General features: G+C 74.9%; 22 protein-coding genes. 14 read left to right on the forward strand and 8 right to left on the reverse strand.

Features of this window, described 5'->3' with window-relative positions; translation table 11 throughout:
• Nucleotides 1–80: 80 nt before the first annotated feature.
• From ACI79W_RS04710 to ACI79W_RS04720, 3 genes are read left to right on the forward strand one after another with little or no spacing between them, the layout of a single operon-like run.
• Nucleotides 81–1,235 carry a M24 family metallopeptidase gene (locus ACI79W_RS04710; protein ID WP_456560913.1) on the forward strand — a complete coding sequence of 385 codons (1,155 nt, stop codon included), beginning with the start codon at nt 81–83 and terminating at the stop codon, nt 1,233–1,235.
• Complete coding sequence (locus tag ACI79W_RS04715; protein ID WP_456560914.1) at nt 1,210–1,677, forward strand: Lrp/AsnC family transcriptional regulator; 468 nt, start codon at nt 1,210–1,212, stop codon at nt 1,675–1,677. Before ACI79W_RS04710 ends, ACI79W_RS04715 begins: the two co-directional genes overlap by 26 nt.
• Nucleotides 1,678–1,716: 39 nt before the next feature.
• Nucleotides 1,717–2,817, forward strand: coding sequence for an Rv2578c family radical SAM protein (locus tag ACI79W_RS04720; protein ID WP_456560915.1), 1,101 nt, complete (start codon nt 1,717–1,719; stop codon nt 2,815–2,817).
• Nucleotides 2,818–2,826: 9 nt separating this feature from the next.
• Here ACI79W_RS04720 and ACI79W_RS04725 read toward each other — a convergent pair whose 3' ends face one another.
• Nucleotides 2,827–3,672, reverse strand: a complete 846-nt coding sequence (locus ACI79W_RS04725; RefSeq protein WP_456560916.1) for a hypothetical protein — start codon at nt 3,670–3,672, stop codon at nt 2,827–2,829.
• A 167-nt stretch (nt 3,673–3,839) separates the two neighbouring features.
• Between ACI79W_RS04725 and ACI79W_RS04730 the strand changes: the two genes are divergently transcribed.
• The gene (locus tag ACI79W_RS04730) at nt 3,840–5,021 is read left to right on the forward strand and encodes a carboxylate-amine ligase (protein ID WP_456560917.1); all 1,182 of its coding nucleotides are present in this window, start codon (nt 3,840–3,842) and stop codon (nt 5,019–5,021) included.
• 9 nt (nt 5,022–5,030) lie between these two features.
• On the forward strand, nt 5,031–5,888 hold the full coding sequence (locus ACI79W_RS04735; protein WP_456560918.1) for a lysophospholipid acyltransferase family protein: 858 nt from the start codon (nt 5,031–5,033) through the stop codon (nt 5,886–5,888).
• Between the two features lie 10 nt (nt 5,889–5,898).
• Here ACI79W_RS04735 and ACI79W_RS04740 read toward each other — a convergent pair whose 3' ends face one another.
• Entirely contained in the window at nt 5,899–6,426 is a 528-nt protein-coding gene (locus ACI79W_RS04740) for a GNAT family N-acetyltransferase (protein WP_456560919.1), read from the reverse strand.
• A 116-nt stretch (nt 6,427–6,542) separates the two neighbouring features.
• Between ACI79W_RS04740 and ACI79W_RS04745 the strand changes: the two genes are divergently transcribed.
• The 4 genes from ACI79W_RS04745 (at nt 6,543) to ACI79W_RS04760 (ending at nt 11,546) form a co-directional block, all read left to right on the forward strand.
• Complete coding sequence (locus tag ACI79W_RS04745; protein WP_456560920.1) at nt 6,543–8,054, forward strand: amidohydrolase; 1,512 nt, start codon at nt 6,543–6,545, stop codon at nt 8,052–8,054.
• A 643-nt stretch (nt 8,055–8,697) separates the two neighbouring features.
• Complete coding sequence (gene lnt, locus ACI79W_RS04750; RefSeq protein ID WP_456560921.1) at nt 8,698–10,209, forward strand: apolipoprotein N-acyltransferase; 1,512 nt, start codon at nt 8,698–8,700, stop codon at nt 10,207–10,209.
• Nucleotides 10,206–10,979, forward strand: coding sequence for a polyprenol monophosphomannose synthase (locus tag ACI79W_RS04755; protein ID WP_456560922.1), 774 nt, complete (start codon nt 10,206–10,208; stop codon nt 10,977–10,979). Before lnt ends, ACI79W_RS04755 begins: the two co-directional genes overlap by 4 nt.
• A gap of 60 nt (nt 10,980–11,039) precedes the next feature.
• Nucleotides 11,040–11,546 carry an FxsA family protein gene (locus ACI79W_RS04760; RefSeq protein ID WP_456560923.1) on the forward strand — a complete coding sequence of 169 codons (507 nt, stop codon included), beginning with the start codon at nt 11,040–11,042 and terminating at the stop codon, nt 11,544–11,546.
• A 116-nt stretch (nt 11,547–11,662) separates the two neighbouring features.
• Here ACI79W_RS04760 and ACI79W_RS04765 read toward each other — a convergent pair whose 3' ends face one another.
• From ACI79W_RS04765 to ACI79W_RS04780, 4 genes are all read right to left on the reverse strand, one after another.
• Nucleotides 11,663–12,007 carry an RNA polymerase-binding protein RbpA gene (locus tag ACI79W_RS04765; RefSeq protein ID WP_091932539.1) on the reverse strand — a complete coding sequence of 115 codons (345 nt, stop codon included), beginning with the start codon at nt 12,005–12,007 and terminating at the stop codon, nt 11,663–11,665.
• 192 nt (nt 12,008–12,199) lie between these two features.
• Nucleotides 12,200–12,937, reverse strand: a complete 738-nt coding sequence (locus ACI79W_RS04770) for a thymidine kinase (protein WP_456560924.1) — start codon at nt 12,935–12,937, stop codon at nt 12,200–12,202.
• The gene (locus tag ACI79W_RS04775; protein ID WP_456560925.1) at nt 12,934–14,286 is read right to left on the reverse strand and encodes an MFS transporter; all 1,353 of its coding nucleotides are present in this window, start codon (nt 14,284–14,286) and stop codon (nt 12,934–12,936) included. Before ACI79W_RS04775 ends, ACI79W_RS04770 begins: the two co-directional genes overlap by 4 nt.
• Before the next feature lie 108 nt (nt 14,287–14,394).
• Nucleotides 14,395–15,174 carry a glycerophosphodiester phosphodiesterase gene (locus ACI79W_RS04780; protein ID WP_456560926.1) on the reverse strand — a complete coding sequence of 260 codons (780 nt, stop codon included), beginning with the start codon at nt 15,172–15,174 and terminating at the stop codon, nt 14,395–14,397.
• A 148-nt stretch (nt 15,175–15,322) separates the two neighbouring features.
• On the opposite strand from ACI79W_RS04780, the gene ACI79W_RS04785 reads away from it, so the two are divergent.
• Nucleotides 15,323–15,730: a hypothetical protein gene (locus ACI79W_RS04785; protein ID WP_456560927.1), complete on the forward strand. Its 408-nt coding sequence runs from the start codon at nt 15,323–15,325 to the stop codon at nt 15,728–15,730.
• A 9-nt stretch (nt 15,731–15,739) separates the two neighbouring features.
• Here ACI79W_RS04785 and ACI79W_RS04790 read toward each other — a convergent pair whose 3' ends face one another.
• Nucleotides 15,740–15,967, reverse strand: coding sequence for a hypothetical protein (locus ACI79W_RS04790; RefSeq protein WP_456560928.1), 228 nt, complete (start codon nt 15,965–15,967; stop codon nt 15,740–15,742).
• Between the two features lie 482 nt (nt 15,968–16,449).
• Nucleotides 16,450–16,692, reverse strand: a complete 243-nt coding sequence (locus ACI79W_RS04795; RefSeq protein WP_456560929.1) for a type II toxin-antitoxin system VapC family toxin — start codon at nt 16,690–16,692, stop codon at nt 16,450–16,452.
• A gap of 256 nt (nt 16,693–16,948) precedes the next feature.
• Here ACI79W_RS04795 and ACI79W_RS04800 point away from each other — a divergent pair, with 256 nt between their 5' ends.
• From ACI79W_RS04800 to ACI79W_RS04815, 4 genes are all read left to right on the forward strand, one after another.
• The gene (locus ACI79W_RS04800; protein WP_456560930.1) at nt 16,949–17,110 is read left to right on the forward strand and encodes a hypothetical protein; all 162 of its coding nucleotides are present in this window, start codon (nt 16,949–16,951) and stop codon (nt 17,108–17,110) included.
• A gap of 10 nt (nt 17,111–17,120) precedes the next feature.
• Entirely contained in the window at nt 17,121–17,711 is a 591-nt protein-coding gene (locus tag ACI79W_RS04805) for a hypothetical protein (protein WP_456560931.1), read from the forward strand.
• A gap of 67 nt (nt 17,712–17,778) precedes the next feature.
• Nucleotides 17,779–18,030: a hypothetical protein gene (locus tag ACI79W_RS04810; protein WP_456560932.1), complete on the forward strand. Its 252-nt coding sequence runs from the start codon at nt 17,779–17,781 to the stop codon at nt 18,028–18,030.
• A 154-nt stretch (nt 18,031–18,184) separates the two neighbouring features.
• Nucleotides 18,185–18,379, forward strand: a complete 195-nt coding sequence (locus ACI79W_RS04815) for a hypothetical protein (RefSeq protein WP_456560933.1) — start codon at nt 18,185–18,187, stop codon at nt 18,377–18,379.

The following is an 18,379-nucleotide window of genomic DNA, read 5'->3' on the forward strand; positions in this document are numbered from 1 at the left end:
CCGCTCGCCCACGTCCGCGGACGGTAGCGGTCCGGCAACGATTCGGGAGCACCCCCGTCCCGCCTGGCTACTCTGCGGCGGTGGGAACCGTGACAGAACCGGCCGGCGCCGGCCCGCTCGTGACCCTCGACCGCCTGCACGCCGCCCGCGCGGTCGCCGGCGAGCTCGGGATCGACCTGCTCGTGCTCACCCCGGGCGCCGACCTGCGCTACCTGTGCGGCTACGCCGCCCACGCGATGGAGCGGCTCACCGCCCTCGCGGTGCCGCGCCGCGGTGAGCCCTTCCTGGTGGTGCCTCGGCTGGAGGCGCCCATGGTGGACGCCGGCCCTGCGGGCGCGCTGGGGCTGGAGGTCCTCGCGTGGGACGAGACCGACGACGCCTTCGCCGTCCTGGCCGGTGCGGCCGTCGGCCGCCTGGGCGCCGCGCCCGGCCGGGTCGCCGTCGGCTCCCGCACGTGGGCCGAGCACGCCCTCGGCGTCCAGCGCGCGCTCCCCGGTGCGGTGCTGGAGCTGGCGTCGCCGGTCGTCGACCAGCTGCGCATGGTGAAGACGCCGGCCGAGGTCGAGGAGCTGGCCCGGGCGGGTGCGGCGATCGACCGGGTGCACGCGCGCATGGGGGAGTGGCTGACCGTCGGGCGCACGGAGGCCGAGGTGGGGGCCGACGTCGCCGCGGCGATCCTCGCCGAGGGGCACGTCTCCGTGGACTTCACCATCGTGGGGTCGGGCCCGAACGGGGCCAGCCCGCACCACGAGCTCTCGAACCGGGTCGTCGAGGCCGGTGACCTGGTGGTCGTCGACATCGGCGGCGAGACCGCGACCGGCTACCGCTCCGACTGCACCCGCACCTACGTCGTCGGCGGCGGCCCGGACGCCGAGGTCGCCGAGTGGTACGGCGTGCTGCAGGCCGCGCAGCAGGCGGCGACCGCCGCGGTGCGCCCCGGGGTCCCCGCGGAGGAGATCGACGCCGCCGCCCGCACGGTCATCGCCGACGCCGGCTGGGGCGGCTACTTCATCCACCGCACCGGCCACGGCATCGGGCTGGACTCCCACGAGGCGCCCTACATCGTGGCCGGCAACCGGCTCCCGCTCGAACCCGGCATGGCCTTCTCCGTGGAGCCGGGCATCTACCTGCCCGGCCGCCACGGCGCCCGCATCGAGGACATCGTCGTCTGCACCGACGACGGGGTCCGCGTGCTGAACAACGGTCCCCGTGGGCTCGTCGAACTCCCCGGCTGAGCCCGGCGCCGTCGACGTCGACCGGGCGCTCATGGCGGCGCTGGCGCGCGACGGGCGGGCGAGCTACACCGAGCTGGCCGAGCGGGTGGGGCTGTCGGTCTCGGCCGTGCACCAGCGGGTGCGCCGGCTCGAGCAGCGCGGCCTGATCACCGGGTACCGGGCGACGCTGGACGCTTCGCAGATCGGGCTGCCGCTGACGGCGTTCGTGTCGATCACCCCGACCGACGCGCAGACCGACGACGCACCGGCCCTGCTGGCGCACCTCGACGCCATCGAGGAATGCCACGCCGTCGCCGGGGTGGAGAGCTACATCCTCAAGGTGCGGGTGGCCTCCCCGGACGCGCTGGAGAACCTGCTCAAGGAGATCCGGGCGGCCGCGAACGTCACCACGCGCACGACGGTCGTGCTCTCCACGTCCTACGAGGCCCGCCCGCCGATCTGACCGGGTGGACACCCTCTCGAACGTGTGTTCGGATGGGGTATGCGGTGGGACGCCCAGCGGCTGGACCTCGACGAGCCCGGGGCGCTGCCCGGTATGCCCACCATCCGGGGTCTGCTGCGCAGCGTGCAGGTGCCCGAGTTCCCGGGGCTGACCTTCCACGAGGTGCGGTCGAAGAGCGCGCTGAACCGCGTACCGGGGGAGTCGGCGATGCCCTTCCCGTGGACCATCAACCCCTACCGCGGCTGCTCCCATTCGTGTGTCTACTGCTTCGCCCGCCGGACGCACGAGTGGCTGGAACTGGACTCCGGCCGGGACTTCGACAGGCAGGTCGTGGTGAAGACGAACCTGGTCGAGGTGCTGCGCCGGGAGCTGGCCCGGCCGTCGTGGCACCGCGAGCACGTCGCCCTGGGCACCAACACCGACCCCTACCAGCGCGCGGAGGGCCGCTACCGGCTCATGCCGGGGATCATCGAGGCGCTCGCCGGCTCGGGCACCCCCTTCTCCGTGCTCACCAAGGGCACCTTGCTGCGGCGCGACGTCCCGCTGCTGGCGGCCGCCGCCCGCGACGTCCCGGTGGGGTTGGGCGTCTCGATCGCCATCTGGGACGACGACCTGCACGCCGCGCTCGAACCGGGCGCGCCCGCACCGCGCGCACGGCTGGAACTGGTCCGCGCCCTCGCCGACGCGGGGCTGCCTTGCGGCGTCTTCCTCGCGCCCGTCATGCCCGGTCTCACCGACTCCCCGGAGCACCTCGACGCCGCGCTCGGGGCGATCGCCGCGGCCGGTGCGACGGGAGTGACGGTGATCCCGCTGCACCTGCGCCCCGGTGCCCGGGAGTGGTTCATGGCCTGGCTGCGGCGCGCCCACCCGGAGCTGGTGGCGCGGTACGAGCGGCTCTACGCCCGCCGGGCCTACGTGCCGGCGGAGTACCGCACCTGGCTGGCCCGCCAGGTGGCGCCCCTGCTGGCCCGGCACGGGCTGGATCGGCAGCGCGGAGGAGAGGCGCGGCAGGTGGAGGTCCAGGGGGTCCCGGGCGACGAGGAGGTGGGCTTCCCCGCCGGCAGCCTCCCAGCAGGGGCTCCGGGCGCGGGCTCCGCAGCGGAGCCGACCGGTCCGGGTGAGCAGCTGACCCTGCTGTGAGCCGCCGCCTCAGCCGACGGCGCGGGCCGACCGGGCGGTGGCCCGCGCGGCCCGCACCACGCCCCGGGCCCCCACCGGCGGGGCGCCGGCCGCCAGTGCCAGCCGGCGGTAGCTGTCGTAGGAGAGCAACCGGTAGGCGACGGCGAGCTCCTCCACCGCCTCCCGCCGGGAGGGCGTGACCGTGGCCCGGAGGTAGCCCACGGTCGAGCGGACGTGCTTGGTGAACGTCGCCTGCAGCGCCTGGTTGGACAACCGGCCCCCGACGCGCGAGTCCAGGCCGGGGCCACGACGCAGGGCGGGCAGCACCCACGGGCTCGCGGCCAGCGCCGGGAACTGCCCGCGCGTCGCCTCCCAGGCGTGCCAGGCGGTGAGCGCACCGGGTACCGCCCACTCGCCGTCGTCGGTCGTGACGAGCAGGCGCCGCGCGGTGGCCCGCACCTGGTCCCGCCGCAGCGACCGGAAGGTGCCCACGGGGGCCGGCCAGCCCAGCGCCAGCGCGCACCAGGCCACCGACCGCAGGTGCTCGGGGTCCTCTGCTCGGATGCGGGTGAGCGGGCGAAGGTCGAGCTGGGGCGGATCCGGCTCCGGGGTGACGGGGAGCGGCAGCGCAAGGCCGCCGTACCGGGCGACCTTGCTGTACAGCGCGACGGTGGCCGGCTTCCACCCGCGCGCGGCGGCCAGCTCCTCGAGCCCCTCGGCAGCGAGGTCATCGGGGCCCCGGTCCAGCTCCACGGCGGCATCGGCCAGGCGGCGCCACTGGTCCTCGTACCCCGGGGGCGGCCGTAGCCGCGCCCAGGCGCGTGCCGGTGGCAGAGCGGGCATGTCGGGCAGCGGCTGCTGCCACGCACGGGGCATGGTGGCAATACTACCGTTATCCCCAACAAACCAACGACATTTCGTTGTCGTCACCTGCCGAGACGAACACCACGGCGCCCTCCGGGCGCCACCGCAGCAACAACGCCGGAGAACCGACGCCGCCCCTCGGCGCTGCGACCGGCGACCGTCCTCCGGATCATGGACCCGTGCGGACCGTGGGCGTCGAGGAGGAGCTGCTGGTGGTCGACGAGGAGGGCACCCCCGTCGACCGGGCGCCGGAGGTCCTGGCCGTCGCGGCGCGGCGGGGCGAGGGCGAGGACGTGCACCAGCACGACCTCCAGGAGCAGGGCGGCGACGTCGTCGTCCCGGAGACCGCCCACCTGGTGCCCGAGCTCAAGGCGCAGCAGCTCGAGCTCGGGACGCCGGTGTGCGGCACGCTGGCCGAGGTCGCCGGTCAGCTGCGGCACTGGCGGTCCCGGGCCGACGCCGCGGCCTCCGCCGTGGGCGCCCGCGTCGCCGCGCTCGCCACCTCACCGGTCGACGTGGTCCCGGTGCCCACGGAGGGGGAGCGGTACGGGCGGCTGCACGCGGCTTTCGGGCGGACCGCCGAGGAGGTGCTCACCTGCGGCTGCCACGTGCACGTGTCGGTGGCCGACGACGAGGAGGGCGTCGCGGTGCTCAACCGGATCCGCATCTGGCTGTCGGTGCTGACGGCGCTCAGCGCCAACTCGCCCTTCTGGCAGGGTCGCGACACCTCCTACGCGAGCTTCCGGTCGCAGGTCTGGCACCGGTGGCCCTCCGCCGGTCCCACCGGTCCGTTCCGCGACGCTGCGGAGTACCACCGGCTCGTCGACGCGGTTCTGGCGACTCGGACCGTCCTCGACGACGGGATGGTGTACTTCGACGCCCGGCTCTCGGCCAACTGGCCCACCGTCGAGATCCGCACGGCAGACGTCCTGCTGCGGGTGGAGGACGCGGTCACGCTCACCGGGCTGGTGCGCGGCCTCGTCGAGACCGCCGCCCGGGAGGCGCGAGAAGGGGGAGCGGTCCCCGAGGCGCCGGCCGAGGTGCTGCGCCTCGCCGGCTGGCGCGCCTCCCGCTCCGGCCTCTCCGGCGAGCTGGTGCACCCGCGCACCGGCCGGCCGGCTCCTGCGGGCGACGTCCTCGCCGACCTGCTCGAGCACGTCCGCCCCGCCCTGGCCGACGCGGGGGACGAGCAGCGGGTGCGCGACGGGGTGGCCGCCCTCCTCACCCGCGGCACGGGAGCGGACCTCCAGCGGCAGGTGCACCGCGAGACCGGGGACCTCGCCGCCGTCGTCCGCGCGGCCGTCGAGGCCACCACCGCGGGGGAGGCGACCCCCCGGGCAGCCGCCGTGGCCAGCGGTTAGATTCCCGCCATGTACACCGCGAGCTGGCGCGACGTCGTCCGTCCCGGCCTGTTCGGGTCCTCGCCCGACCCGCGGGACAAGCCCTACCGGGCCATCATCCGGCTGGCCCTGGTCGTCTTCCGCCTGCTCCGGTTCCGGTTCGACGTCCGCGGTTCGCACCACGTGCCGCCCACCGGCGGAGCGATCATCTGCAGCAACCACGTGAGCTTCTTCGACTTCACGTTCCTCGGTCTCGGGGCGCTGCCGCAGCACCGCCTCGTCCGGTTCATGGCCAAGTCCCCGGTGTTCGAGCACTGGTTCGCCGGCCGCTTCATGCGGGCCATGAAGCACATCCCGGTCGACCGGAAGGCGGGCTCGGCCGCGTTCGAGGCGGCTGTGCGCGCGCTCAAGGACGGCGAGGTCGTCGGCGTCTTCCCCGAGGCGACCATCAGCACCAGCTTCACGGTGAAGGACCTCAAAGCCGGGGCCGCCCGCATGGCCATCGACTCCGGGGCGCCGATCATCCCGGCCGCCGTCTGGGGCGGGCACCGCGTGGCCACGAAGAACCACAAGGTGGAACTGCGCCGCGGCATCCCCGTGACGGTGCTCCTGGGGGAGCCGATCGTGGCCGCGCCCGGTGAGCAGATCGGCGCCCTGCTGGACCGCACCCGCACCGCCATGGAGGCGCTCCTCGACGAGGCGCAGCGCAGCTACCCCGACCAGCCGGCCGGGGACGACGACCGCTGGTGGCTGCCCGCCCACCTCGGGGGGACGGCGCCGACGCCGTCGCAGGCGGCCGCCGCCGACACGGTGCGCGCCGCCGGCCGTGCGGTGAAGCAGAAGAAGAAGTCGCCGCTCGCCCGGCTCACCGGGCTGCTCCGCCGCTGAGCCCGGGGGCTCACTCGACCACGACCGGCGCCATGAGGCGGAACGCCTCCAGCTCGACGTCGTACCAGCGGCGCAGCCGCCCCAGCGGCGTCATGCCCAGGCGCCGGCACACCGCCATCGACGGCTCGTTGCCGGGCCGGACGACGGCGTACACCTCCGGGAGCCCGAGCTCGAAGGCGCGGTCGATGACCGCTCGCGCGGCCTCGGTGGCGTAGCCGTGCCCCCACGAGTCGGGGTGCAGGTGCCACCCCACCTCCACCTCGCCGACGCCGTGGGGCAGCGGCTTGAGCAGCACCGTGCCCGCTGGGACGCCGTCGGGACGTTCGATCGCCCAGCACAGGAACCGCTCGTCCCGCCGGTGCACCTCCGCCCAGCGCTCGACGAGTTCGGCGGGTGGCACCGACGGCGCGCCGCCCAGCCAGCGGGTGACCTCGGTGCGGCCGTAGAGATCGCCGAGCCGCGCCACGTCCGCCGGGTCCGTGGTCCACGGGCGCAGGCGCAGCCGTCCGATCCGCACCTCCGGTGCCTCGTCGCCCATCGCTCCTGCCTACCGCCGCCCCGCCGAACCGGCCACCCGGATCCCGCCGGACGAGGTCGTGGTCTCCTACTCGCCGGCCCGCCGTCCCGGCAGCCGGCGGCGAGGGGGGGACCGACGTGAGCCTGCTGCTCACCGACGTGCGGGTGGGCGACCGGCCCGGCCGTGCGCTGCACGTCGTGGACGGGCGGATCGCCTGGACGGGCGCCGCGACGGACGCGCCCCCGGCGGACCGGGTGATCGAGGGGGAGGGCGCGCTGCTCACCCCCGCGTTCGTGGACGCGCACGTGCACGCGACGGCGACCGGCCTCGCGCTCACCGGTCTCGACCTCCACTCGAGCTCGAGCCTTGCGCAGGCGATGGCCGCCGTCCGCGGGCACGTCGCCTCGGCCCCGGCCGGGATCGTGCTGGGCACCGGGTGGGACGAGACCGGCTGGTCCGAGGGGCGGGGGCCCACGCGTGCCGACGTCGACGCCGTGGCCGGCGGCCGGCCGGTCTACCTGGCCCGCGTCGACGTCCACTCGGCCACGGTCTCCACCGCGCTGCTCGACCTCGTCCCCGGTATCGCGGAGCTCCCGGGCTTCTCGCCGGACGGGCGGCTGCGCCTGGACGCCCACCACGCGGCCCGCCAGGCCGCCTACGGAGCCGTGGGGCCGGCGCAGCGGGCTGCCGCGCAGCACGCCACCCGCCGGGCCGCCGCCGCGCTCGGGATCGGCAGCCTGCACGAGATGGCCGGCCCGGAGGTGTCCTCGGCCGACGACCTCCGGGAGCTGCTGGCCCTGGCCGCGGAGGTCCCCGGCCCGCGGGTCGTGGGCTACTGGGGCGAGCTCTCCCAGCGGGGTGGGCTGGCGCTCGTGCGCGAGCTCGGGCTCGCCGGCGCCGGGGGAGACCTCTTCTGCGATGGCGCCCTCGGCTCGCACACGGCCGCACTCAGCTCTCCCTACAGCGACCGTCCCGACACCTCGGGCGCGCTGCGGTACGACTCCGCCGCGCTCGTCGAGCACGTCCGCGCCTGCACCGCGGAAGGCATCCAGGCGGGCTTCCACGTCATCGGCGACGCCGCGGTCGAGCAGGTCCTGGAGGCCGTGGGCGTGGTCGTCGCCGAGTTGGGGCTCGCCGCCGTCCGGGCCTGCCGCCACCGGCTGGAGCACCTGGAGATGCCGTCGGCGACGGTCATCGACCGGATGCGGGAGTGGCAGATGGTCGCGAGCGTGCAGCCGGCCTTCGACGCGGCGTGGGGCGGCGACTCGGGGATGTACGCCGAGCGGCTCGGCGTAGACCGGGCCCTGGGCACGAACCCGTTCGCCGACTTCGCGGACGCCGACGTCACGCTGGCGCTGGGGAGCGATGCGCCGGTCACCCCGCTGGATCCCTGGGGCGCGGTGCACGCCGCAGTCGACCACCACAACCCGGCGTCCGGGATGCGCCCCTTCGACGCGTTCGATGCCGCCACGCACGGCGGCTGGGCCGCCGTGCGGGCCGAGCACCCCGCTGGGCCGCTGGCCCTGGGGGCCCCGGCCGACCTGGCCCTGTGGGCCACCGACGAGGGGCTGTCGGGTGTCCTCGAGGGACGCGGCCGGCCGGCCTGCGCGGGGCTCGTGGTCGACGGTCGCCCGGTGGACGTGTCGTGAGGGCACGCGACGGAATGTAACGATCGGATCACACTCCGACCCGGAGGTGTCCAGGATGCCGATACCGAGCCGCGCCGTTCTTACAGTCCCTGCAGTTCCTGACCGGGAGCACCGCACGCGCACCCTCCCGGCAGGCGCGTCCGCCCCTCCGGCCGGCGTCCCTTCCCGGGACCACACCCGGGCCGCAGGGGGTGGGCGGGCCGGCCGGAGAGCGCAGGCGGGTACACCGGCGGAGCCCGCGCGGACCCGCACCATCAGACAACGGTCGCGCCGGTCGCACCCAGCGACCGGCCGTCCGGCCCGAAGGTGCGCCGTCCGCGGGGAGCGACCGCCGGCGCGTCCGGGGCAGGGGTGCGGCGGCCCGGACGGGTGGCGCGGCGACAGGCGCGCTCACCGGCGCCGCCGGGATGGGATGCTGGGTCGGGACCGCGTGACACCGCGGTCCGGACCCCGCCCGAACGGTGCGGGGACGTCCCGCCCGCGCAGGGCGGCTGCACCGGGGAGGCGCTGGGTGCCCGCAGGCGTTGGCGGGCCGGGGACCGGGACGCTCCCGCGGACGGCCGGCCCCGGTGGTGCCGATCCGACCGCGCCGCCGTCAGCTGCACGGCGCGCCCGCTGGTCCCGCGCGCCGTGGCGCGCGCTCGTGGCCGCCGCCGGCGGGCTGGCCATGTTCCTCGCGTTCCCCGGGTACGACCTGGTCGCGCTGGCCGTCCTGGGCCCGGCCGCTCTCGCCGTCGCCGTCCACGGACGGGGTCTGCGCACCGGTCTCTGGCTCGGCCTGGTCACCGGCCTCACGTTCTTCGTACCGCTGCTGTCGTGGACCGGCATCTACGTCGGCGCCTTCCCGTGGCTGGCGCTCGCCGTCAGCCAGGCGCTGTACCTCGCCGCTCTGGGCGGGCTGACCGCGCTCACCTCCCGGCTCCCGGCCTGGCCGCTGTGGGCGGCCGCGCTCTGGGTGGCCGTCGAGGCCGTGCGCGGCCGGTTCCCCTTCGGGGGCTTCCCCTGGGGGCGGCTGGGCTTCTCCCAGACCGACGGGCCGCTGCTGGCGTACGCCGCCTACGGTGGCGTCCCGCTGGTCGGGTTCGCCGTGGCCCTCGTCGGCACCCTGCTGGCGGCCGCGCTCCTGGCCGCCGCGCGCACGGCCGCCGGCGCCCGCACCGGGGGGATGCGCAGGGTCGCCGCCGCGCTGGCCGGGGTGCTGGCCGTCCCGCTCGTCGGTGCGCTGGCCTGGCTGCCGCTTCCGGGGGAGTCGCTCACCGAGGGCGGCCCGACCAGCACCGTCGCGGTGATCCAGGGTGACGTGCCCCGAGCCGGCCTGGACTTCAACGCGCAGCGCCGGGCGGTGCTGGACAACCACGTCCAGCAGACGCTGCGGCTCGCCGACGAGGTCGCGGCCGGCCGGCAGCCGCGCCCTGACGTCGTCCTGTGGCCGGAGAACAGCTCGGACATCGACCCCTACCGCAACGGGGACGCCGCGGCGCAGATCCAACGCGCGGCCGACGCCGTCGGAGCGCCGGTGCTCGTGGGGGCGGTCGTGGACGGGCCCGGCGAGTTCATCAGCAACACCGCGATCGTCTGGCTCCCGGAGGAGGGGCCCGGGCAGACCTACGTGAAGCGCCACCCGGTGCCCTTCGCCGAGTACGTCCCCGCCCGCCACTTCTTCCGGCTCTTCAGCGAGAAGGTCGACCTGGTGCGCCGCGACTTCGCCGCGGGCGACGAGGTGGGGCTGCTCGACGTGGCAGGGATCCGCCTCGGCGACCTGATCTGCTTCGAGGTGGTCTACGACAGCCTCGTGCGCGACGTCGTCGACGAAGGTGCGGGGATGCTCGTCGTCCAGACCAACAACGCCACCTTCGGCTACACGGACGAGAGCGCGCAGCAGCTCGCCATGAGCCGGGTGCGGGCGGTCGAGTTCGGGCGCAGCGTCGCCGTGGCGGCGACCAGCGGCATCTCGGCCGTCGTGGCCCCGGACGGCACCGTCGTGCGCTCCTCCGAGCTGTTCGAGCCGGCGGTGTTCGTGGAGCAGATCGCCCAGCGCGACGACCGCACGGTCGCCCAGCGCGTCGGCGTGCTGCCGGAGGCGCTGCTCACCGCTCTCGCCGTCGGGGCGGTGCTGCAGGCCGTCGTGCGGCGTCGCAGGGCGGCGCGGGGGTGACCGGACAGGTCCTGGTGGTCATCCCCACCTACAACGAGGCCGAGAACCTGGCGCGGGTCCTGGACCGCTTGCACGCCAGCGTGCCGGGGGCCCACGCCCTGGTGGTCGACGACGGATCGCCCGACGGCACCGGGGCGATCGCCGACGAGCGGGCCGTCGCCGATCCACGCGTCCACGTGCTGCACCGCAGCGCCAAGGCCGGCCTCGGGCGCGCGTACGTCGCCGGCTTCCGCTGGGCGCGCGCCCACGGCTACGACGTGCTCGTCGAGATGGACGCCGACGGATCGCACGCGCCGGAGCAGCTGCCCGACCTGCTCGCCGCCCTGGCCGACGCCGACCTCGTGCTGGGGTCCCGCTACGTCGCCGGCGGCCGGGTCGAGGACTGGCCTGCGCACCGGTTGCTCCTCTCGCGGGCGGGGAACCGCTACACGCGCTGGGCGCTGCGGCTGCCGCTGCACGACGCCACCGGCGGCTTCCGGGCCGCACGGGCCGAGCTGATCGACCGGCTGCCCTTCGACGAGGTGGCCAGCGAGGGCTACTGCTTCCAGGTCGACTGGGCCTGGCGGGCGGTGCGGGCGGGGGCCCGCGTGACGGAGGTCCCCATCACGTTCACCGAACGGGCGTTCGGCCGGAGCAAGATGACCGGCTCGATCGTTGGAGAGGCGTGGGCCCGCGTGACCGCGTGGGGCGTGCAGGACCGGCTGGCCGACTGGCTGCCGGGACGCGTGCGCCGACCGGTGACCGGCACGGCCGACCCGGCCGGGCGGTAGCGCCCCCGTCGGCCGGAGCCGGCAGGGGCGCAGCGGGGACGACCGAAGGGAAGACGCGACGTGGCTGACGTGGTGCGCCGGAGACTGCGCACGGTGGTGGGGCTGACCGCGCTGGCGGAGCTGGTGGTCTTCCTCCTGGTCGCCGCCTGGATCGGCCTGGGGTGGACGATCGTCGCGACCCTGGTCACCAGCGCGCTGGGCTGGGTCCTGCTGGCCAGCCAGGGCCGGCGCACGCTGGCCGATCTGCGGCAGCGGGCGCGTTCGCGCGAGGCCGCGGGCCGTGAGCTCGGCGACGCCGGGCTCGTCGCCGTCGGCGGGCTGCTCATGGTGCTGCCGGGCTTCCTCGGCGACCTGATCGGGTTGCTGTGCCTGCTGCCGGGCACGCGCGGCCTGGTGCGCGGAGTCCTCCGGCGGGTGGTGCTCGCCCGGCTGCCCGAGCACCTGCGCGGGCCGGTCCGCGTCGGCAGCACCCGCGCCGCACCGGTGGACGCGACCGATCCGCACGGCGCGCACGAGCCGCTCGTCATCGAGGGCGAGGTGCTGCGGGACCCCGAGCAGCGGCCCTGATCCGCTGCCACGGGACCGGTGACGTCGTCGCCGGACGACGAACGGCCCCGGTGGATCGCTCCACCGGGGCCGTCCGGAAGACGGTGGTACCGCCCGCCTCGGAGGCGGGTCCGTCGTCAGCTGGCGCGGGTCCGCCGACCGCGGAGCACCTCGAGGCGCTCGGCGAGGACCTCCTCGAGGTCCTCGACGCTGCGGCGCTCCAGCAGCATGTCCCAGTGCGTGCGCGGGGGCTTCACCTTCTTGGGCGCCGGCTCGCTGCCACCGACCAGCTTCGCCGCCGAGCCGTCGAACTTGCACTCCCAGGTGTCGGGGAGCTCCGCGTCGTCGGCGAAGGGCACCGTGAACAGGTGGCCCGAGGGGCACCGGTACTCGGCGTACTGGCGCTCGATGGGCGCGGTGTTCCGCTCGGTCTCGTAGCTGACGCTGCCCAGTCGGCTGCCCCGCAGGGAACGCTCACCCATGGCACACCGTCCTCTCGTGCTTGTGTCGGTCGGGACTCGACGTCCGAGTGGCCAGGGCAGTACCCAGGCAACCGGGGAGTCAGAGGGATGAACGGCGGAAAAGGCGGAGAGATTCCGCCGAATCGGCTGCTCATCATCGCATGGGGTGGTATCCGCGCCCCGGCCGCCCCCCGCACGGGTGACGGACGCCGCTCAGGAGAGGGCCAACTGCCCCGGCCCGGCCGCGGTGGGGCCCAGCTCACCCCGCACGTAGTGCCGCCGGCAGAGGACCTGGTACCGGACCGCGGGGCCGCCGGCCCCCTCGCCGGGCAGCTCGGCAGGGGCGGTGTCGGCGACGACGACGGTCGCACCGGAGCGGACCATGACGCCGTCGACGACGCGGGCGTTCAGCTGCCCCGGCAGGCCGCACCAGCAGAGGACCTCCACCTGGATGCGCTGCACGTCGTCGGCGAGCTCCAGGAGCCGCTGGGTGCCCGGGAACAGCTGGGTGCGGAAGTCGGTGGTGAGCCCGAAGGCGTAGACGTCGACGTGCGACTCGTCGACCAGCTCGGCCAGCTGGTCGACCTGCGCGGGGGAGAGGAACTGCGCCTCGTCCACGATCAGGTAGTCGACGCGGTGGCCGTCGGCCCACCGGTCGCGGACCAGCAGCCGGAGGTCGGTGGCGGCGTGGATCTCGATCGCCGCCCGGCACAGCCCGACCCGGGAGGTGATCCGCGGCGCGGCGGAGCGGTCCCCCTGGGTGACCAGCAGGCCGTGCCGGCCCTGCCGGCTGTGGTTGTGGTCGACCTGCAGCGCGAGGGTGGACTTCCCGCAGTCCATGGGGCCGTGGAAGAACCGCAGGTGGGCAGGTGCCGGGTGCCGGCGGCGGTCGCCGGAAGCGGGCACCGCGCTCGGCAGCGGCGGGACGGGACCCGTGGGGGACGGCGTCACAGCTTCTCCGGCGGGGTGTTCCCGGCAGCCAGGACGGCCCGGCGCATCGGCAGCGCGGCGAGCGCGACGAAACCGCCCACGAAGAAGATCACCAGGCTGACGATCGCCAGCCGGTAAGACCCGGTGAGCTGGTACGTGAGACCGAAGGCGAGCGGGCCCAGCCAGCTGGTACCGCGGTCGCTGATCTCGTAGAAGCCGTAGTACTCGGCCTCCTTGCCCGCCGGGATCAGCTGGCTGAACAGCGACCGGGAGAGCGCCTGCGTGCCGCCCTGGACCAGGCCGATGACCGCGGCCAGCGCGTAGAACTGCGCGACCGCCCCGGTCTGCAGGAAGAAGGCGGCCAGCAGCACGCCGATCCAGGCCACCAGCGCGCCGAGGACGACCCGCTTGGCCCCGTAGCGGCCCGCCAGGCGGCCCAGCCCGAGCGCGCCGAAGATCGCGACGACCTGGACCATGAGGATCGCACCGGTGAGCACGTCCTGCGCGAGGTCGAGCTCCTCGGTGGCGTAGGTGGCCGACAACGAGATCACCGTCTGCACGCCGTCGTTGAACAGCAGGTATGCCCCGAGGAACCACAGCGTGAGCGGGAAGGCGCGCATCTCGCGGAAGGTCGTGGCCAGCTGCTTGAAGCTGCTGCCCGACCGCACCGCGGAGGCGGCCACCGGGCGGTTGCGCAGCCGGGACACCGAGAACAGCGCGAACGCACCCCACCACAGGCCCGAGGTTGCCAGCGCGATCCGCACCGCCTCGCCGGTGGTCAGCCCGAGGTCCTCGGCGGTGACGACCAGCCCCAGGTGCACCGCCAGGAGCAGGGCCCCGCCGACGTACCCGAACGCCCAACCCCGGCTGGAGACCTGGTCGCGCTCGTCCGGTCCGGCCAGGTCGGGCAGCCAGGAGTAGTAGACGACCGTGGCGGCGCCGAAGCTGATGTTGGCGAGCACGAACAGCAGCGCGCCCATCAGCCACCGTCCGTCGCCGGCGAAGTACAGGGCGGTGGTGGCCAGCGCACCCAGGACCGCGAACCCGGCGAGCATCTCCTTCTTGCGGCCGGTGCGGTCGGCGACGGCGCCGGTGAGCGGCAGCACGAGCACCTGCAGCACGACCGACGCGGAGAGGACGTAGGAGAACCAGCTCCCCGCCGCGACGGACAGGCCGAGGAACGACAGGCGCTCGTCGGGGCCGGCGGCATCGCGTGCGATCGCGGTCAGGTAGGGGCCGAGGAAGACGGTCGTCACCGAGGTGTTGAAGACCGACATCGCCCAGTCGTAGGAGTACCAGCCGAAGCGCTCGCGTGAGAGCGCGCGGTCGGCCGGCGGCACCGGGTCGGCGGCGGGGGCGGCGGTGGTCACCGCGGCAGGCTGCCAGTCGCCCGGGCCCGGGTCCAGCACCGGCCCCGAGCGGTCACGGGATGTCCGCCCGGACGACGCCGCCCGGGGAGGCTGAGGGCCGGAGCAGGCTCACGCCGGGGGCGCCCACTGGCCGCGCTTCTCCAGCAGTGCCCGCAGCATCGCCGGCCGGTCGGTCATGATGCCGTCCACCCCGAGGTCGAGCATCGCCTCGGCCTCAGCGGGGTCGTCGACGGTCCAGACGTGGACCTGCAGCCCGCGCGCGTGCGCCGCTGCGAGGAAGCGCTCGTCGACCAGCGCGCGACCGCCGAGCTGGAGGGGCACCTGCGCGCACCCGGCCGCGATCCGCACCAGGCCCGCCGCACGCGGCGAGTACGAGGAGAGCCGCAGCGCCGCGACCCCGCGCGGGCCCAGCGAGGTGCACACCGCCGGGCCGAACAGCCGCCGGGCGGCGGCGATGCGGGCGTCGGAGAACGAGCCCAGGCAGATCCGGTCGAGGACCTGCATCCGGCGCACGAGGCGCACCAGCGGGGCCAGCACCCCCGCGGCCTTGATGTCGAGGTTGAACCGGACGTCGGGCCAGGCCCCGAGCAGGTCCTCCAGGCGGACGATCGGTTCGCGACCGCCGATCCGGGCCTCGGAGACCTGCGCCCAGGTGAGGGCGTCGAGCCGGCCGCTCTGACCGGTGACCCGTTCCAGGGTGGGGTCGTGGAACGCGACGAGGACACCGTCGGCCGTCACCTGGACGTCGGTCTCGAGGTAGCGGTAGCCCAGCTCCACGCAGGCCTCGAAGGCCGGCATGGTGTTCTCCAGGTGCTCGATCGCACCGCCGCGGTGGGCCATGGCCAACGGTGCGGGCGCGTCCAGGAAGGCGAAGCGCGCGGCAGGCACGCGTCCACGCTAGTGGGAGCCTCCGGGCATCCTGCGAGGCCCCACCGGCGCCGCCGGGCGCGTGGCCTGGTGCTGTCGGAGGCCCTTTCCACGCGGCGTCCTGGCGTGTCATCCAGGACTGTCCGCCCTGGCGTCTACCGTGCGCTGCGTGGCACAGCAGCACGCGTCCGGCAGCAGGACGTCCCTCCCCGTCTCGCCGCTCCCCAGCCGGGGGAGCGGCGAGGAGCGGCGGTGCGGTTGGTGCCGCAGGGTCCTCCCTCAGCAGGGCTCGGTCGGCCGGCCGAGGCTGTACTGCGGCCAGGCCTGCCGCCAGCGCGCCTACGAGCAGCGCGCCGCGACGGCGAAGGCCGGGCTACCCGGCGATGTGGTGCTGGTGTCCCGGGCCGAGCTCGACGGCCTCCAGGACCGGCTGTACCAGCTCCGCTGCGCCCTCGAGGACGTGCAGACCCTGCTGCACGAACGCCCGACCAAGGCCGAGCTGGAACGATCGCTGGCCGACCTCGTCCGCTCGACGGGCCGCCTCGACCGGCTCTGGGTCACCGAACGCTCCAGCTGACCGGCCGACTCAGTCGCCCTGGGTGTCGTCGTCGGTGTTCTGGTCGGTCTCCGGGTTGCTGACGTCCGGCAGGTTTTCCCGGTCGGCCTCCTCCGGGTCGGCGGTCTCGACGACGTCCTCGGTCGTTCCGTCGTTGCGGTCCAACCCGGCCGGGTCACCGCAGGCGGTCATCGTGGCGCCTCCACCGAACAGCGCCAGCGAGGTCAGCAGAGCGGCAAGCGGTCGTCGGGTTCTCATGGGACGAGCGTACGAACGCAACCAGGCAGGCGCCCGTCGAACGTCCGACACGACCGCCCTTCCGTCACTGTGACGCAATAACGGCGGTGTGGCTGACTGGGGGAGCAGTGGTCAGAACGGTGCGCGAGGCGTTGCACACCCGCCCGCAGGGCCGGCTGCCGCCAGGGGTCGCGACGGGTGGACGATCACGATCAACTCGTGAGCACGATCGACACACGGGGGAGTCTGCGACGGGGCTGCTGGACCCCGCCGCACGGGACCTGACGACGGCCCGGCACGTACAGGCCGACCTCAGGGAGGACCACACCACCTGCTGCGACCTCACCGCCGCGTCGACCTGATGCGGAAACCGCTACGGCGTCGGGGCGACGTGTACGCGGCACCGGTGCAGGCCAGGAATCCGACCTGGTCGACACCCCGTTCGGCAGGCTCAACCAGAGCGCCGATAATCGACGTTATGTCAACTAGCGCCACGATCCCGCCTACCCGAGCACCGGGACGTCGTAGTCCGTGAAGCGCCGATCGGCGGTCACCACGACGAGGCGCCGGCGGGCGGCCTGGGCGATGAGCATCCGGTCGAAGGGATCGTCGTGGTGGCGCGGCAACGCCCCGGCGGTCAACCCGTCCTGGACGGTCACCGAGAGCTCGTCGAATCCTTGGCGGTGCAGCTCCTCGACCAGCCCGTCCGGCGGGTCGAGCTTGCCGAGCGCCGATGTGATCGCCATTCCCACGGCGAGACGGCCGAGACCGCCACACAAGTGCCCGGCTCCGCGATCGCCTCACGCATGGTCGTGGTCAGCCTGGGGTCGTCGGGCAGCCACCACAGCAAGACGTGCGTGTCCAGCAGCAGGCTCACGGTCCGCCGGTCCCGCGGAACGCGGAGAGCACCGCCTCGGGCTACGACCGTGCTGGTCACCGGCTCGAAGCCGGCGCTCGGCAAGACCAGCTCGTCGACGCCGGTTACGTCACAAGGAAAATGGTGTGCGCGATGCCCCCAGCCGGCTGTGGCTGGCCCTGACCGCTGAGGGGCACCGCGCCTACCGGGGTCACGTGCGCGCGCTGCAGGAGATCGTGGACGCCGCCGGCGGCTGGCCGGCTGGCCTCCTGCAGGCCGCCCCCGGCCGGCGTCCCCGCGCGGGGTGATGATCGGAGGATGCCCCGCACCTGGACCCACGTCGGCCGCTGCTGGACCAACGGCGAACCGTTCCTCGCCCTGGACGGTGACCTGCTCGCAGCCTGGCGAGGGATGAGCGAGCAGGCGTACGAGGCACTGGTGCCGCGGCTGGGGTACCAGCTGACCGGCATCCCCCTGGACGGCGGCAGCGCCGCGCTGGTGCTCACCGATCCGGAGGTCGGTGACGAGGGCTGGCTCGAGGTCTTCCGCGCCGACGACGGCAGCGTCGCCGTCGTCCAGGCCGTCGCCGACGACTACCGGACCGCACTCGACACCGCGCTCGCGTTCCCCACGACCGATGACCAGGTCGGCGACGTCGTCGCCGTGCCCAGCGGCCGGCTCGCGTTCATCAGCGCCGCGCTGGACGGCACCGGCGAGGACGGGGCCTTCCTGCTGCCCGAGTCGCCCGGTCCGACGCCGCACTCGGCCGTGCTGGCGGACGACGCCGCCACGGACACCAGCCCGCTGCTGGTCGTCGCCCCCGGGACCTTCCGGCTGTCGGTGCTGTGGCGCACGGAGTTGCCCGCCGAGGCGGCGTTCGCCCGCTGGCTGTTCACCCGCGAGGAGTGACCGCTCAGTTCCCCGGGCGCCTGCGGTCCACCCTCGCGAGCACCTGACCGCCGTCAGAGGAGCCCGCATGTCCTCCGCCGTCCGCCCGATCTTCGTCACGCCCGACCTGGAGCGCCTGGCACCTTCTACGTCGGCCTGCTTCTACCTCGGCCTGCGCGTCGGGGACTCCGAGCTGGGGCTCACGGCCGACACGGCCGTGGCGGCCGGCGCGCCTGGCCGGGTGCTGCTGAGCACCGAGGTGCCCGACGTCGACGCGCTCCTCCCGCGCGTCCACGAGCTCGGCGGTGCGGCCCCGCGCGGGTCGAACGACATGCCGTAGGGGCAGAGGGGCGCGCACGTCACCGACCCCGACGGCAACGCCGTCGACCTGACCCAGCAGCTGTGACGCACTCCCTGGCCCCCGCGCCGGGTTCCCCCGAACCACCACGGGGTAGGCGTCCGCGGACCGTGCAGCCGAGCCGCTGGAGGATTCCGTGACCGAGTCACGACCGGACACCGACGAGCAGCGCGAGCCGGGTGGGACGCCCTCCCCCGGTCCCGCGGACCTGACCGACCGGCCGCTCACGCCCGGTGCGGGCGACGACGGCGGTGCCCGCGCGGTCCCCGGCGCCTACGAGGCCGACGACGCGGAGCGGGAGCGGGGCAAGGCGGTCAAACCGGGGAACTGA

Source organism: Blastococcus sp. SYSU DS0533 (genome assembly GCF_054050775.1).

Excerpts from the sequence above, each read along its gene's own strand:
- ACI79W_RS04740 (WP_456560919.1), bottom strand. The coding sequence starts at position 6,426 with ATGGGCGACGAGGCACCGGAGGTGCGGATCGGACGGCTGCGCCTGCGC.
- ACI79W_RS04795 (WP_456560929.1), bottom strand. The coding sequence starts at position 16,692 with ATGGCGATCACATCGGCGCTCGGCAAGCTCGACCCGCCGGACGGGCTG.
- ACI79W_RS04720 (WP_456560915.1), top strand. The coding sequence starts at position 1,717 with ATGCGGTGGGACGCCCAGCGGCTGGACCTCGACGAGCCCGGGGCGCTG.
- ACI79W_RS04810 (WP_456560932.1), top strand. The coding sequence starts at position 17,779 with ATGTCCTCCGCCGTCCGCCCGATCTTCGTCACGCCCGACCTGGAGCGC.
- ACI79W_RS04735 (WP_456560918.1), top strand. The coding sequence starts at position 5,031 with ATGTACACCGCGAGCTGGCGCGACGTCGTCCGTCCCGGCCTGTTCGGG.
- ACI79W_RS04765 (WP_091932539.1), bottom strand. The coding sequence starts at position 12,007 with ATGGGTGAGCGTTCCCTGCGGGGCAGCCGACTGGGCAGCGTCAGCTAC.
- ACI79W_RS04790 (WP_456560928.1), bottom strand. The coding sequence starts at position 15,967 with ATGAGAACCCGACGACCGCTTGCCGCTCTGCTGACCTCGCTGGCGCTG.
- ACI79W_RS04725 (WP_456560916.1), bottom strand. The coding sequence starts at position 3,672 with ATGCCCCGTGCGTGGCAGCAGCCGCTGCCCGACATGCCCGCTCTGCCA.
- ACI79W_RS04805 (WP_456560931.1), top strand. The coding sequence starts at position 17,121 with ATGCCCCGCACCTGGACCCACGTCGGCCGCTGCTGGACCAACGGCGAA.